The 13,483-nt window shown below is 66.5% G+C and carries 15 protein-coding genes; 9 read left to right on the plus strand and 6 right to left on the minus strand.

Features of this window, described 5'->3' with window-relative positions; translation table 11 throughout:
* The first annotated feature begins 19 nt into the window (after window positions 1-19).
* Both ABE85_RS28890 and ABE85_RS22355 read left to right on the plus strand, forming a co-directional pair.
* Entirely contained in the window at window positions 20-265 is a 246-nt protein-coding gene (locus tag ABE85_RS28890) for a TIR domain-containing protein (RefSeq protein WP_409072591.1), read from the plus strand.
* Window positions 266-434: 169 nt separating this feature from the next.
* Entirely contained in the window at window positions 435-1,112 is a 678-nt protein-coding gene (locus ABE85_RS22355; RefSeq protein ID WP_067279964.1) for a hypothetical protein, read from the plus strand.
* Between the two features lie 49 nt (window positions 1,113-1,161).
* Here ABE85_RS22355 and ABE85_RS22360 read toward each other — a convergent pair whose 3' ends face one another.
* Genes ABE85_RS22360 through ABE85_RS22370 form a run of 3 tightly spaced genes read right to left on the minus strand, consistent with a single transcriptional unit; the run spans window position 1,162 to window position 3,939 of the window.
* Window positions 1,162-2,712, minus strand: a complete 1,551-nt coding sequence (locus tag ABE85_RS22360; protein WP_067279967.1) for a hypothetical protein — start codon at window positions 2,710-2,712, stop codon at window positions 1,162-1,164.
* 3 nt (window positions 2,713-2,715) lie between these two features.
* Complete coding sequence (locus tag ABE85_RS22365) at window positions 2,716-3,420, minus strand: adenylate/guanylate cyclase domain-containing protein (RefSeq protein WP_067279975.1); 705 nt, start codon at window positions 3,418-3,420, stop codon at window positions 2,716-2,718.
* Between the two features lie 6 nt (window positions 3,421-3,426).
* The gene (locus ABE85_RS22370) at window positions 3,427-3,939 is read right to left on the minus strand and encodes a Pycsar system effector family protein (RefSeq protein ID WP_067279978.1); all 513 of its coding nucleotides are present in this window, start codon (window positions 3,937-3,939) and stop codon (window positions 3,427-3,429) included.
* Between the two features lie 372 nt (window positions 3,940-4,311).
* Here ABE85_RS22370 and ABE85_RS22375 point away from each other — a divergent pair, with 372 nt between their 5' ends.
* From ABE85_RS22375 to ABE85_RS22395, 5 genes are all read left to right on the plus strand, one after another.
* Complete coding sequence (locus ABE85_RS22375; RefSeq protein ID WP_067279982.1) at window positions 4,312-5,559, plus strand: amidohydrolase family protein; 1,248 nt, start codon at window positions 4,312-4,314, stop codon at window positions 5,557-5,559.
* A 237-nt stretch (window positions 5,560-5,796) separates the two neighbouring features.
* On the plus strand, window positions 5,797-6,270 hold the full coding sequence (locus ABE85_RS22380; RefSeq protein WP_067279986.1) for a YiaA/YiaB family inner membrane protein: 474 nt from the start codon (window positions 5,797-5,799) through the stop codon (window positions 6,268-6,270).
* Between the two features lie 47 nt (window positions 6,271-6,317).
* The gene (locus ABE85_RS22385; RefSeq protein WP_082938854.1) at window positions 6,318-6,758 is read left to right on the plus strand and encodes a hypothetical protein; all 441 of its coding nucleotides are present in this window, start codon (window positions 6,318-6,320) and stop codon (window positions 6,756-6,758) included.
* Window positions 6,759-6,772: 14 nt separating this feature from the next.
* Window positions 6,773-7,585 carry a DUF2145 domain-containing protein gene (locus ABE85_RS22390; protein ID WP_067283346.1) on the plus strand — a complete coding sequence of 271 codons (813 nt, stop codon included), beginning with the start codon at window positions 6,773-6,775 and terminating at the stop codon, window positions 7,583-7,585.
* 57 nt (window positions 7,586-7,642) lie between these two features.
* Window positions 7,643-9,568, plus strand: a complete 1,926-nt coding sequence (locus ABE85_RS22395) for an MFS transporter (protein ID WP_067279989.1) — start codon at window positions 7,643-7,645, stop codon at window positions 9,566-9,568.
* A 128-nt stretch (window positions 9,569-9,696) separates the two neighbouring features.
* Here the strand turns inward: ABE85_RS22395 and ABE85_RS22400 are convergent, their stop codons facing one another.
* From ABE85_RS22400 to tgt, 3 genes are read right to left on the minus strand one after another with little or no spacing between them, the layout of a single operon-like run.
* Window positions 9,697-10,209, minus strand: a complete 513-nt coding sequence (locus ABE85_RS22400; RefSeq protein ID WP_157522782.1) for an STY0301 family protein — start codon at window positions 10,207-10,209, stop codon at window positions 9,697-9,699.
* 20 nt (window positions 10,210-10,229) lie between these two features.
* A complete protein-coding gene (locus tag ABE85_RS22405) occupies window positions 10,230-10,730 on the minus strand; it encodes a hypothetical protein (protein WP_067279995.1) in 501 nt (166 codons plus the stop codon).
* 40 nt (window positions 10,731-10,770) lie between these two features.
* Entirely contained in the window at window positions 10,771-11,898 is a 1,128-nt protein-coding gene (gene tgt / locus ABE85_RS22410) for a tRNA guanosine(34) transglycosylase Tgt (protein ID WP_067279998.1), read from the minus strand.
* A 112-nt stretch (window positions 11,899-12,010) separates the two neighbouring features.
* Here tgt and ABE85_RS22415 point away from each other — a divergent pair, with 112 nt between their 5' ends.
* The gene (locus ABE85_RS22415; protein WP_067280002.1) at window positions 12,011-12,793 is read left to right on the plus strand and encodes an ABC transporter substrate-binding protein; all 783 of its coding nucleotides are present in this window, start codon (window positions 12,011-12,013) and stop codon (window positions 12,791-12,793) included.
* A 39-nt stretch (window positions 12,794-12,832) separates the two neighbouring features.
* Entirely contained in the window at window positions 12,833-13,423 is a 591-nt protein-coding gene (locus ABE85_RS22420; protein ID WP_067280005.1) for a YigZ family protein, read from the plus strand.
* The last annotated feature ends 60 nt before the right edge of the window (window positions 13,424-13,483 follow it).

Genomic DNA, 13,483 nt, shown 5'->3' on the forward strand with positions numbered 1-13,483 from the left:
CTCGCGGGACCGCACCAGCGTGGCGCCGCGGGACAACGTCATCTTCGAACTGGGCTACTTCATGTCAAAGCTGGGAAGGTTCCGGACGTTCCTCCTGGTGCCGGAGATGCCGAATGCTGAGTCAATCAAGCTGCCCTCGGACTTCAAGGGACTCACACCGATCACTTATAAGCAACTTGTACGTGGGCAACGTCATGGGGTGACGCTGCAGTCGACCGTTTACGACTTGAAGATGCTGATTCGAGACCTCGGACCTCGCGCGTAAGCAGACCAGACAAGTGCGCCTCTGACGGGCCCCCTCCGACGCTGTCAGCCGAAAGCGCAAATGCAGTAGATGCCCTCGCGTCTGACCTGACGTACGCATGAAAGTAACCTCCATGCCCGCGCGCATCGCGCCGAGCAGGCTTAGCTACCCTTCCTGAACGGAGAAGAAGATGCCAGCGGAGCAGGTTTTTGGAGGCCATTCATATATCGGGTGGCTCACGTTCATCCTTGAGATGACGAGAGCGCTCGCTTGGCCGGTGCTGGTCGGTGGGGTCATCGTTCACTTCCGCCGGCACCTACGGTTGCTGTTCGCCGTAGTGGCACGCAGCCTGCGCAGGGTGAACCGGTGGAAGTTCGGCGAGGTGGAACTCGCAGCCAGTGTTCTTGCGCCGGCGCTCTCAGCTGCGGAATCCAAGGCGGAAGCAGCACGGTCGAAGCTTGAAGGCGAAGACGTGCTCGACGCGGAGCAGCGCAAGCACTTGGTCGCTCAGTTGGAGACGGCGACACGTGAGCTGACTGAGCTCAAAGCCGCGCACGAAGAAGTGACACATTACATGATGGTCCCGCTCGACCAAAGCGCCTACGGAAAAGACCGAATCGGCGACACCTTCCTGCGCAGGCTGCTTGCCCACGTGGACCGCGTCTCTCTGCTCACACAGACAGACGACGAAGCCCAGGGGCAAGTTAAGGCAGCCTTGACCGAAGACTTGCGGCTCAGCTTGAAGGAGCCTGACCGCACGATCCTTATCGCAAAGGCAATCCTGCGGCGGGATAACCTCTTGACGCCCCGCGCGTTGAAGCGCCTACGCGAACTCGCAAGAACATCGTTCCCCGGATTCAACGCGTAGCTGCATCGGAAGGTGTGGCTGGCTCCGGCCTCGGACCTAGGACCTCGGGCTACGCATTGTCGAGTGACGGCCAAACGGCTTCAGGGAGGATCGTCTTGAGGTCCGCACTGAACGCACGCATGAGGTGGATGACGCGCCCCTTGGGAAAGCGCTTGGCTTGATAGTCGGGCCACAGCCAGCTGCGGAGGTCGCCGTCCTGCTTCCCGCGAAAGAAGCGTGTGATGCCAACGTCTGCGATGACGCCCATGGCAAGCTCAAACTCTCTGCAGGACATGACCGAGTAGGGCATGGTTTCGATCAAAGTCGGGTCCAGCTTCTTCTTCGTCAGCCGCTCGCGGACTGCGTTGTCCAGCACCTGGTACATCACCGGCCCGTTGATGTACCAGTCTTCGAAGGTTAGCAACAAGGGCCAGCAGGGATTTGAGTTCCGCTCCCAGTGGGATTTGCCCGCCATCGCCTCGACGACATTTTTGTAGTTCTGAACGATGAAGTCGGCGAGCTTCCCAACCTCCTCACGAAGCTTCTCGTCGCCTCCGGCGGACTTCGCCTCATGGCTCAGCCGCTTTCCCTTGCACTCGATGAAGAGATTTCCCCCTGCATCGCCAAGAATCCAATCGGGTCCCCGGTGCTCCACCTTCTTCACAAGGTACGGCTTCTCCTCCTGAATCCGGAAGGAGGGAGACGAAAAGGCCAACGCAAGCAGTTCACCCACGTACGCCTCGATGGAGTCTCCGAAGGCCTTGTTGAAGCCTTCCTCGTCTACTAGGTCGTAGTACAGCCCACCGCCGAACCTGCGGAAGAGTAGCTGTGGCACTGGGCAGTACAGGCGGTTCGGGTGCGCTGGGTGTGCTGCCACAAATGGAGTCGACTCCAGCGGATTCCACATATACGACCAGTTCTCGTCCACGCCGCCCTGACTCTCGGCCGCACGCCCGATGTCCCGCCAGTCCATTTTCAGCAGGTCGAAGAAGGCAGCCGCACGCTCTTTCGTCACGCCGAATTCTTCGTAGTCCTGGTCGCTGTTGATGTCGAAGCGGCGGGCCAGATGGCCGCTCACCGCGATGCCCAAGAATGTGAACTCTCGGATCGTTAGGCCCGTCCTTCGCTCCAACATTGGCGACATGGCTGGGGTCCCAAAGACCTTGAAGCACCGCACCATGGCATACATGTCAGCACGGTTCTGCGAGGGGATCTGGCGATGAGCCATGCGGAGCGCTTCGAAGAACAAGACTTCGTTGACCCCGTCATCAGCTTGAAGTCGGAGCACGCCGCTGAGGTTGTCAACCTTGTTTATGGCCTCGCCTACTTGGCCGAGGCGCTCTCGTGTGTTTAGCCGAAGAGGACCATTCGGAACGGCGTGAAACAGGACTTCGCGAACCAGGGCCGACAGCTGCCAAGGCCGAATGCCTGTGCCGAGGACGCCGGCGAGCAACTCGTCCCGGGTTGGCGGGTGCGCGGCCTCGTGTCTCGCCAGTTCCCAGACGTCCACAAGGCTTTCGGGCAGGCCGCAGGACTGTAGAAGCTCTTGCAGCCGTCCGTACTCACGTTCGAGTTGGCTGCGGCCGGCCGACGCGCTGCCGAGGTCTTCCTGCTGCTCCATAGGCTACTCCATGGTGTAGATGTAGTCCGTGTCGAAGACATGCGCGCCTCCACCCAGGGCAGCCTCCTCACGGACGTGCCACACGTAGGCCCCCTCGTGGATGATGAACTCCGGCGCCAGCAGGTCGAACACGGCCTTGGTGATGCGCACAGGTCGTCCTGGCAGCGCGGTGAGCTTGGCCGCCCAGTTCGCCGCACGGCCAACCCAGACGATGTCGTTGTCGCCCCGCACGCCGATTCGCGCCGCATGAAGTGAGCTGGCATCGACGCCCACGGTCTGACGCAAGACAAACCCGCTGTCCGGATACTTGGTGTTGATGACTGGCTGGATGACGGCGCCCACGACATACGTGATCTTCATCGCCGCTCGGACGGCGTCCACGCATTGATTGGCTCCGGTGAAGACCGCCATGACCCGGTCGCCGTCGTAGCTCGTGATGACGCCGCCTTCGCCGCGGATGATGTCGGCAGCGCAGGCCAAGTAGGCTTTGTAGACACCGGCGCTGAACCACCAGTAGTAGGTGTCCACCATGTCGGTCGATCCATCGAGGTCGGCGTACAGAACGGTAGCGAACTGCAGGTCCTTCGCGTGGGTGCCGTTCAGGGTCAAGTCTTCCGGCGCCGGCACGATGTCGGTGCGCTCAACCAGCCACTCGTGGTTGAAGCACGTCTGGGCCACCTGACGGAGCTCTTCCTTAAACTTGCTCACGTCGCCTCAGGTGGTCTTGTTCAGAAGGGCCAGCACCGCGCAGAACCAGAACGGAATGGCAAGGAAAGCTGCCGCCATTGACCACTTGACGCACCACATCTTGTCGGCGGCAATTTCGGCGTTCCGATGAATCTGGGCAGACCAGTCCGCCAACAGGTCATCGTCCGCAACGTCGCGGAACTGCACGACGTAGTCCGCCAGGGGTTGCTTGCTCACCTTGAGGAAAAACAACAGGGACGTGGGTGGCCCCTTCTTGCGCGGAAACAGTGCCCATGCCGCGAGCACCAGGCTCGCGACAAGCGGCGCCATGGCCGCCACGGTGGCGCGGATCGCCCACTTGTTGTCCGGCGAGGCCCAGATGCTCCACCGCTCTGCGCCAACCAAAGCGCAGATCGCTGCCAGCATGGCCAAGTCCAGCGTCACGACAACCGCGACCTTGGCATCCGCCGCAGCAATCCAGGCGAGCTGGCGCTCGAAAACCCACTGCGCCGTCTGCAGGCGCTCGTTGTTGGAGCTCATGGCCTCTCCATCTGCTGTTTGGTCCTTCACACATCGTCCGGTCGACTGCAGAACAGTCGCACCTGCTGTGAACTCAAGTTGGACTGCGAGCGTACAGCGTTGCCGAGTCCTATCGTCAGGACAGGTCCAGCGCCGTCGCCAGCTGCGCGTAGCTGATGCCGGACTGCTTCAGCTCGGCCTTGATGAGATCGATGAGGGATTGCGTGCTCGCCATGGGGGCGGACGTTAGCGCAAGTCGGTAGCCGCAACCCATGGCGGGTAGCGGGATTCGAGACCGCCCGGCTCGCGCCGCGATACCGCCGCAAGCGAAGCGCGTCAGATCAAGCGCGCGTCCCGACCATCGCGTCCGTTCCAACTTCCACGGGCGCCGTCATGCTCAGCCGACGTCATCTCCTGTGCTGCGGCGCCGCCGCAGCGGCGGGCCTCTTCAGCGCGCTCGCGGCCGATGCCGCCGGTCCGTTGCGCAATCCCTGCGGCCATGCGTCGCTGCCCATCCCGGGTGTCGATCCGGAGTGGCTCAAACGCATCTGGGACGGCATCGACCCCGCCCAGCTCTGGGACGTCCACGCCCATTTGATCGGCACCGGCGACTCGGGCTCGGGCTGTTGGATCGCGCCCTCGCTGTCACAGTGGTGGCATCCGGTCGAGTTCGCCCGCAAACACGCGATCCTCAACGGCGCCTGCGTCGATCCGCGCTCGGTCGCGGCGGGGGATGTCGACCGGGCCTACGTCCGCCGGCTCACTGCGCTGGCGGATGAGTTCCCGGTCGGTGCGCGCTGGCTGCTCTTCGCGTTCGACGAGGCCGTCGACGCGTCCGGCCACCGACGTCCCGACTGGACGACCTTCCATGTCCCCGATGCCTATGCCCGCGCCATCGCCGCCGAACGTCCCGACCGCTTCGGCTGGGTCGCCAGCATCCATCCGAACCGCGACGACGCGCTGGAACGTCTGGACCGCGCGATCGCCGGCGGCACGCTGGCGATGAAGTGGCTGCCCAGCAGCATGGCCATCGACCTGCGCGACGCCCGTCTACGGCCGTTCTACGACCGCCTCGCCGCCGCCCGGATCCCGCTCATCGTCCACTGCGGGGAGGAGCACGCCGTCCCGGGCGCGGACCGCCAGGATCTCGGCAATCCGCTGCTGCTGCGGGAGCCGCTGCGCCACGGCGTGCGCGTGATCGCGGCGCACTGCGCCTCGCTGGGTCACGCGATGGACCTGGACCTGCCGCGTCCCCGCTCCGTTCCCGCCTTCGAGCTCTTCGCGCGCCTGATGGACGAGCCCGCCTGGAACGGTCTGCTGCTGGGCGACGTCTCCGCGATGTTCCAGTTCAACCGCCGGCCCGAGGTCTGGCGCACCGTGCTGCGACGCAAGGACTGGCACGACCGTCTTCTGCATGGTTCCGACTACCCGCTGCCGGGGGTGCTGCCGCTGGTCCAGCTGCCCCAGCTCGTCCGGGCCGGGGTGCTGGACGAGGCCCACGTCGCTCCTTTGGGGGCATTGCGCAACCACCATCCCCTGATGTTTGATCTCGCCCTCAAGCGGTTCGCCCGGTGGCAGGGAGACGCATTGAGCGCTCCGGTCTTCGCGACCGCCCGGCACTTCCCTGTGCCGGCGGCATGAAGTCCTCCCACTGAACCCCGGGGTCACCCCGGGGGCGAGACCCGACCCGCCCGGATCGAGCGGTAGCACCGATCGATACCGGGACAGGCGGCGGGTGATACTCGCCGCAAATCAGCAAGGGGAACCGGGCGCCCGCGACGACAGTTGCGCCATCGCCACCGGGAACCACCCGACGGGGCGACGACCCCGGCAACCACAACCGGCCTGAACGGCCGGCTCACAGGAGGAAACCCAGACATGACCACCCCGCACATCCGCATCCAGCGCGACACACAAGCCTGGCGCTACCAGGTGTGGATCTCTTTCGGCATCAGCGTCGCGCTCTGCGCGATCGGGCTGGCCTGGCTCCCCGGCGCGGACCTGGATCGCGCCTTCATGGTCATGGGCTACGTGTTCTGCCTGTCCGCCGCCTTCGCGCTGTCCAAGTACATCCGCGACAACCAGGGCGCCCGTACCGACACCCCGATGTGGGGCCTGGTCGTCTGGAGCGGCTTCGCCCTGGCGATGGCGCTCACCGGCTGGGGCCTGTGGCGCATGGAGGTCCAGCCCGTCTGGAAGGCCTACCTGCTGGTCTGCTGGTTCTACCTGATCTCCAACGTCTTCACGCTCGCCAAGATGCTGCGCGACGCCCACGAGGCCGAGCTGGCCGAAGCGCGCCTGCAAGGCCGCCGCGACGCCCAGCGCGAGGCCGTGCCGGCCGCCGCTCAATGATCACCGCCGCGATCCTCGCGCCGACCGCCCCCACAAGGAGTTTCCTCATGCGTCCCCGTTCGTCCCTCATCGCCCTCCTGACCGCCGCCGCCCTCGCCTTCGGTGCGACCGGCGCGGCCCGCGCCAACGGCCCCAGCGACGCCAGCGCCGCACTGTCGGCCGTCCCGGTCGCCATCTCGGTCGTCGCGCCTTCCGCGGTGCTGGCCGGTGGCGCGGCCTTCGTCGTCGTCGCGGTCGAGAGCACCGCCCGCGGCACCGTCTGGGTGCTGCAGCGCGCCTCCGACGGCGTGCGCATCAGCGTCGAGTTCTCCGGCAAGGTCGTCTCCAGCGCCGCGAACTCCATCGGCACCGCCGTCGTCATCACGGCGATCAGCACGGGCTATGTGATCTCCGCCGCGGCCGAGGCCATCGCCTTCATCCCGAACGAGATCGGCGCCTCGCTGCTGCACAACGAGCGCGTCACCGACAAGGACCGCGTCACGCGATGAGCGGCGGTCACGCCATGAAGACGATGCTGGCGGCGGCCGTGCTGGCCGCCGCGCTGGCAGCGGGTCCGGCGCAGGCCGGCCGCCCGTGCGAGAACGCCAAGCCCACGATCGACCAGATCCGTCGCGGCATGGACCTCGCGCAGGCGACCGCCGCGGCGCTGGACCGCAGCGGCGCCGACGTCGTTCTGCTGGCGCGCGCGGGCCAGGACCTGAGCGAGTACGGGCTGCGCTGGTCGCACGTGGGCTTCGTCTATCGCGACACGATGGGCAGCGGCGCCGAGGCCAGGCCGGTCTGGCGCGTGATGCACAAGCTCAACCAGTGCGGCACCGCGCTGGCCGACCTGTACCGCCAGGGACTGGGCGAATTCTTCATGGACAGCCCGGTCCGCTACGAGGCGGCGTTCTCGGTCCTCAAGCCCGAACTGCAGCAGGCGCTGCTGCCGGTGCTGAAAGAGAACGCCCGCTCGGCGGCCTTGCACACGCCGGACTACAACATGGTCGCCTACCCCTGGTCGCGCCAGTACCAGCAGAGCAACCAGTGGGCGCTGGAGACGCTGGCGTCCGCCGCCGCGCCGCGCGAGGTGCTCAACCGGGCGCAGGCGCAGGACTGGCTCAAGCGCCAGGGCTACGAGCCGTCCGACCTGCGCCTGTCGGCCGCCAAGCGCCTGGGCGCGCGCATCGGCATGGCCAACGTCGCCTTCGACGACCATCCGTCGGCCAGGCGCTTCGCCGGTCACATCGAGACCACCACGGCCGACACCGTCTTCAGCTGGCTGACCCGCAGCGGTTACGGCCAGGCGCCGCAGACCGTCAAGGCGGCGCCCTGACGCCCGCTCACGGGTATTGACCGACACTCTCCTCCGACTTCCACAGCGAGCCCTCCCATGAGCGACTCTTCCCACACCAGCCAGTTCGCGTTGCTGAGCCAGCGCCGGTTCGCGCCCTTCTTCTGGACGCAGTTCCTCGGCGCGGGCAACGACAACCTGTTCAAGTTCGCCTTCACGGTGCTGGTGACCTACCAGCTCAACGTGAGCTGGCTGCCGCCGACGCAGGCGGGCCTGGCGATCGGCGCCTTGTTCATCCTGCCGTTCGTGCTGTTCTCGGCCACAAGCGGCCAGCTCGCCGACAAGTACGACAAGGCGCGGCTGATGCGCTTCGTGAAGTCGCTCGAGATCGTCATCATGGCGCTGGCCGCCTACGGCTTCTACGCGGTCAACGTGCCGGTGCTGCTGGGCTGCGTGTTCCTGATGGGGCTGCACTCGACGCTGTTCGGGCCGGTGAAGTACGCCTACCTGCCGCAGCACCTCAGCGATCACGAGATCACCGGCGGCAACGGCATGGTGGAGATGGGCACCTTCGTCTCCATCCTGCTGGGCAACCTGGCGGGCGGCCTGCTGGTCGCGACGCCGATCGTCGGGCCGCAGCACGTGGCGATCGCCTGCGTGGTGGTGGCGCTGCTGGGTCGCGCGACGGCGCAGGCGATTCCCGCCAGCCCCTCGACCGATCCCGACCTCGTCATCAACTGGAACCCGGTCACCGAGACCTGGCGCAACCTGAAGCTGGCGCACGGCCAGCTCGCGGTGTTCCGCTCGCTGCTGGGCATCTCGTGGATGTGGTTCTTCGGCGCGGTGTTCCTGGCCAACTTCCCGTCGTTTGCGAAGGAAGTGCTGCACGGCAACGAGCAGGTCGCCTCGCTGCTGCTGATGGTGTTCTCGATCGGCATCGGCATCGGCTCCCTGATGTGCGAGATGCTGTCGCGCCGGCAGGTCGAGATCGGCCTCGTGCCGCTGGGCGCCATCGGCATGAGCGTCTTCGCGATCGACCTGTACTTCGCCTCGCGCGGGCTGCCGCCGTCGTCGCCGCTGAGCGTGGGGGCCTTCCTCGCCAATCATGCGCACTGGCGCGTGCTGGCCGACCTGGGTCTGCTCGCGCTCTTCGCCGGCCTGTACAGCGTGCCGATGTACGCGCTGATCCAGATGCGCGCGCAGCCTTCGCACCGCGCGCGGATCATCGCGGCCAACAACATCCTCAACGCGCTGTTCATGATCGCCAGCTCCATCCTGGCCGGCGCGCTGCTGGGCGCGGGCCTGACGATCCCGCAACTGTTCCTGGTGGTAGGCATCGCCAACGCGGTGGTGGCGTTCTACATCTTCCTGGTGGTGCCGGAGTACCTGCTGCGCTTCTTCGCCTTCGTGCTGTCGCGCCTCATCTACCGTTTCCGCGTCACCGGCGATCAGCACATCCCGACGCAGGGCGCCGCGGTGCTGGTGTGCAACCACGTGAGCTTCGTCGACGCGGTGCTGCTGATGGCGGCGAGCCCGCGGCCGATCCGCTTCCTGATGGACCACCGCATCTTCCGGGTGCCGGTGCTGGGCTGGATGTTCAAGCTGGCCAAGGCCATCCCGATCGCGCCGCAGAAGGAAGACGCGGCGACCTATGACGCCGCCTTCGCCGCCGCGCAGGCGGTGCTGGACGACGGCGAGCTGGTGGGGATCTTCCCGGAAGGCGGCCTGACGCGCGATGGTTCGCTGCAGGCTTTCAAGGGCGGCGTGATGAAGCTGCTGGAAGGCCGTCCGGACATCCCGGTGGTGCCGATGGCGCTGCGGAACCTGTGGGGCTCGTTCTTCTCGCGCGTCGAGCAGGGGCAGGCGATGGTGCGGCCGTTCCGGCGCGGCTTCCTCAGTCGCGTGGGGCTCGCGGCGTCGGCGCCGATCGCGGCGAAGGACGTGACGCCGGAGCTGCTGCGGGAGCGGGTGGCGGCGTTGCTGGCCTCGCAGGACCACGTGACGGCTCAGCCGGTGAAGGCGTGAGTTGACGTACAGTCGACCATGACGCGTCGGTTAGACAACCCGAAAGGGCGCGACCCGGTGTAAAGAGTGTGAAGGCCTCCGAAAGGAGGCTTTCTGCTTTTCAGACTCGCAAAGCGCTTGAGATGAAGTCAACGACAGCTTGCCGACGCCATCTGAAAGGCGCCGTTCTTCGAGCGCTTGTAGACCACTTCGCAGCTGGAGTAGCCATCGAGCGGACGCACCAGCTCGACCCGAGTTCGGAAGTAGCTGCAGACGGCGATGCGCCCTTCCGAGAAGCCCTCGAGGTTCCAGCGCAGCGTCTGGGTGGCACCGCCCTTCCCGTCCTTGCGCTCTTCCATCTTGTCGTAGATCTCGCCATCGGGCGACCCGGCGGGACCACCGTTCACGGCGAAGCCGGTGAGCTGGTGCTGCGTGCGATCGGAGCCGGCGGTCGTGGCTTCCCAGCCGACAGGAACGGAGGCGAGCGACTGGTCCGTCGACGCAAGCTGCGCCGGGCAAGCGAATGGCTCCGGTGCGGCGGCGGACGCCGATCCAAAGCACGCAGACAGCATCGCGAGAACGACCCAGCGCGGGGGTGAGGAATCGATACGCATGGTGGGGAGAAAGTCTAGGCGGCCCGGTGCTCTGACGTCGCTGACCATGGTCACTCCCAGCAGACGACTCACGCGCTCCGAGCGCCTCGCCGCATCAGCCGCTTGATCCGCAACTTGATCGCCCTTGCCGAGCGCCAGACGGCGCTCGCGCGGACCCAGATCAGCAGGCTTTCCTTCCACACGGTCCAGCGCCCGTAGAGCCGCGCGAACCAGGGCAGGCTCATCAGCGCGGGCTGTGTCAGCGCGAAGATCCGCGCCACCACCGCCGTGCCGACGACCTTCGCCAGCACGATGACGCAGAGCCCCAGGCCTGGCCGGCCGATGCCGATGAGCCAGAGCGCCAGCAGCTTGATCGGCAGCAGCAGCAGGCCCGGCAGAAAGAACACCACCAGCGCCAGATAGGGCGGAAGCCGCCTCACGACGGCTTCCAGCTGGCGCAGCACCGGCAGGCGGCCGATGGCGGCCATCATGCGCTGCAGCGGTTCCCAGCCCCATTCCTCGAAGAGGATGACGATGGCCAGGACGACGCGGATCAACCAGCGGATGGGCGCGAAGAGCAACTTCAGCATCACGCCATCTTTGCACGGCCCAACTTAGGGCCTTCTGAAGTCAGACCCCTCGCGCGCGGTCGGCCGCGAAGCGCTGCCGGAAGCCTTCGAAGTCCCCGGCGTCCAGCGACTCCCGCACTTCCTTCATCAGGTTGAGGTAGTAGTGCAGGTTGTGCACGCTCGTCAGCATGGGGCCGAGCATCTCGCCGCAGCGGTCGAGGTGATGCAGGTAGGCGCGGCTGAAGTTCTGGCAGCAGTAGCAGGTGCAGGTCTCGTCGACCGGCTTCTCGTCCGACTTGTAGCGCGCGTTGCGCAGCCGCAGGTCGCCGAAGCGGGTGAACATGTGGCCGTTGCGCGCATTGCGCGTCGGCATGACGCAGTCGAACATGTCGACGCCCTGGCGCACGCCTTCGACCAGGTCTTCCGGCGTGCCCACGCCCATCAGGTAGCGCGGCTTGTCCGCCGGCAGCTGATGCGCGATGTGATCGAGGATGCGGAGCATGTCCGTTTTCGGCTCGCCCACCGACAGCCCGCCGATCGCGTAGCCCGGCAGGTCCAGGTCCTTGAGACCGGCCAGCGATACGTCGCGCAGGTTCTCGAACATCCCGCCCTGCACGATGCCGAACAGCGCGTTCGGGTTCTGCAGCTTGGTGAATTCGTCCTGGCAGCGCCTGGCCCAGCGCAGGCTCATCTCCATCGACAGCCGCGCTTCCTTCTCGGTCGTCAGCTGGCCCTTGGATTCGTAGGGCGTGCATTCGTCGAACTGCATGACGATGTCGCTGTTGAGCACCGTCTGGATCTGCATCGAGATCTCCGGCGTCAGGAACAGCTTGTCGCCGTTCACCGGGGACGCGAACTTGACGCCCTCCTCGGTGATCTTGCGCATCTCGCCCAGCGACCAGACCTGGAAGCCGCCCGAGTCCGTGAGGATGGGCTTGTTCCAGCTCTCGAAGCGGTGCAGCCCGCCGAACTGCTTCATGATGTCCAGGCCCGGACGCATCCACAGGTGGAAGGTGTTGCCCAGGATGATCTGCGCGCCCATCTCCTCGAGCGAGCGCGGCATCACCCCCTTCACGGTGCCGTAGGTGCCTACCGGCATGAAGATGGGGGTCTGGACGACGCCATGGTTGAGCGTCATGACGCCACGTCGCGCGCGGCCTTCGGTCTTGAGCAGTTCGAACTTCAGCATGGGCGCGATTATCGGGCTCCCCGTCCGCCGCGGGTCGCGCGTCGCCGGGGCCTCACGGACGAGGCGTAGACTCGGCGCGCAATCGGGAGCGCAGACTCCCCGGAGAAGCATCTTGAGGTCCTGGATCGCCGCCCTCGTCGCGACGGCCGCCTGCGTCGTCGCGCCGGCGCCCGCGCTCGCCTGCGGGCCGTACACGGTCGGCCTGTACGAGTACAGCGGGCTCTACTACCGCGACCCCCAGGGGCGCTGGACCGGCATCGACAAGGATGTCGTGGACGAGGTCGCCCGACGCAGCGGCTGCAAGCTCAAGGCCGTCACCGAATCGCGCGTGCGCATCTGGGCGCAGATCGCCTCCGGCCAGATGGACATGACCGTCTCCGCGCTGATGACGAAGGAGCGCGAGCTGCTCGTCGAGTTCATCCCCTACATCGAGTCCAAGCAGTTCGTCGTGATGCGCCCGGCGCTGGCGGCATCGAGCGGAACGCCCGCGGCCTTCCTCGCCGACAAGCGGCGGCGCGTCATCGTCGTGCGCGGCTACGTCTTCACGCCGACGGTGGAGTCGTGGCTCACGACGCTGCGCATCCAGGGCCGCGTCGACGAGGCGCCCGACCAGCCCACCGCGATCCGCATCTTCAAGGCCGGCCGCGGCGACGCCGTGGTGCTGGGCGCGCACAGCCTGGCCCTGGCGCGGCGTGCGGATCCGGCGTTCGCGGGCTTCACCGCGCTGTCCTTCGCGCCCACCGAGCGCAGCATCGGCGCGCTGGCGCTGTCCCGTGAACGCATCCCCCAGGCCGACCGCGACCTCATGCGGCATGCGGTCGACGAGATGCTGAAGGACGGGACCATCGACGGCTACAAGCACAAGCATCTTGGGGATCTGTCCGAGACCCCGTGAACCCGGCGGGCCGGACGAGCGGACGCGACAATCGCGCCCATGCCCCACAGCCTCGACGCGCCGGTCCACGCCGAACTGATCATCAAGAAGAGCCGCTTCATCGGCTGCGTGGAATCGGTGGCCGATCGCGCGGCGGCGCTGGCGCGGGTCGAACAGCTGCGCGCCGAGCATCCCGGCGCGGCCCATGTCTGCTGGGCGCTGATGGCCGGCGGACAGTCCGCCGCGAACGACGACGGCGAACCCGGCGGCACCGCGGGTCGGCCGATGCTGGAAGTACTGCGGCACCAGGACCTGGAGGGCGTGCTCGCAACGGTGGTGCGCTACTTCGGCGGCGTGAAGCTGGGCGCGGGTGGCCTCGTGCGCGCCTATACCGACGCGGTCGCGCAGGCGCTGCTGAAGGCCGACAAGGTGCCGGTGATCCGGTTGCGCACGCTGCGCTGCACCCTGCCCTACGCGCAGGAAGGCCTGCTGAGGCGTGAAGCCGACAAGGCTGGCGCGCAGCTGGTGGATGTGGCGCATGGGGCGTTGGTCGAGGTCACGCTGCGGCTGCCCGAGAGCACCGCCGAAAGCTTCGTCGCGCTGCTCAACGAGGCCGGGCAAGGGCGGATCGGTTGGCTCAAGGAAGCCTGAGTTGCCCGTTGGCGGAGCGATAAGCGCGCTTACCGCTGAAGTAAGCACGCTAACATCGCA

Origin of the sequence: Mitsuaria sp. 7 (genome assembly GCF_001653795.1) — a bacterium.
Lineage (GTDB): Bacteria > Pseudomonadota > Gammaproteobacteria > Burkholderiales > Burkholderiaceae_C > Roseateles.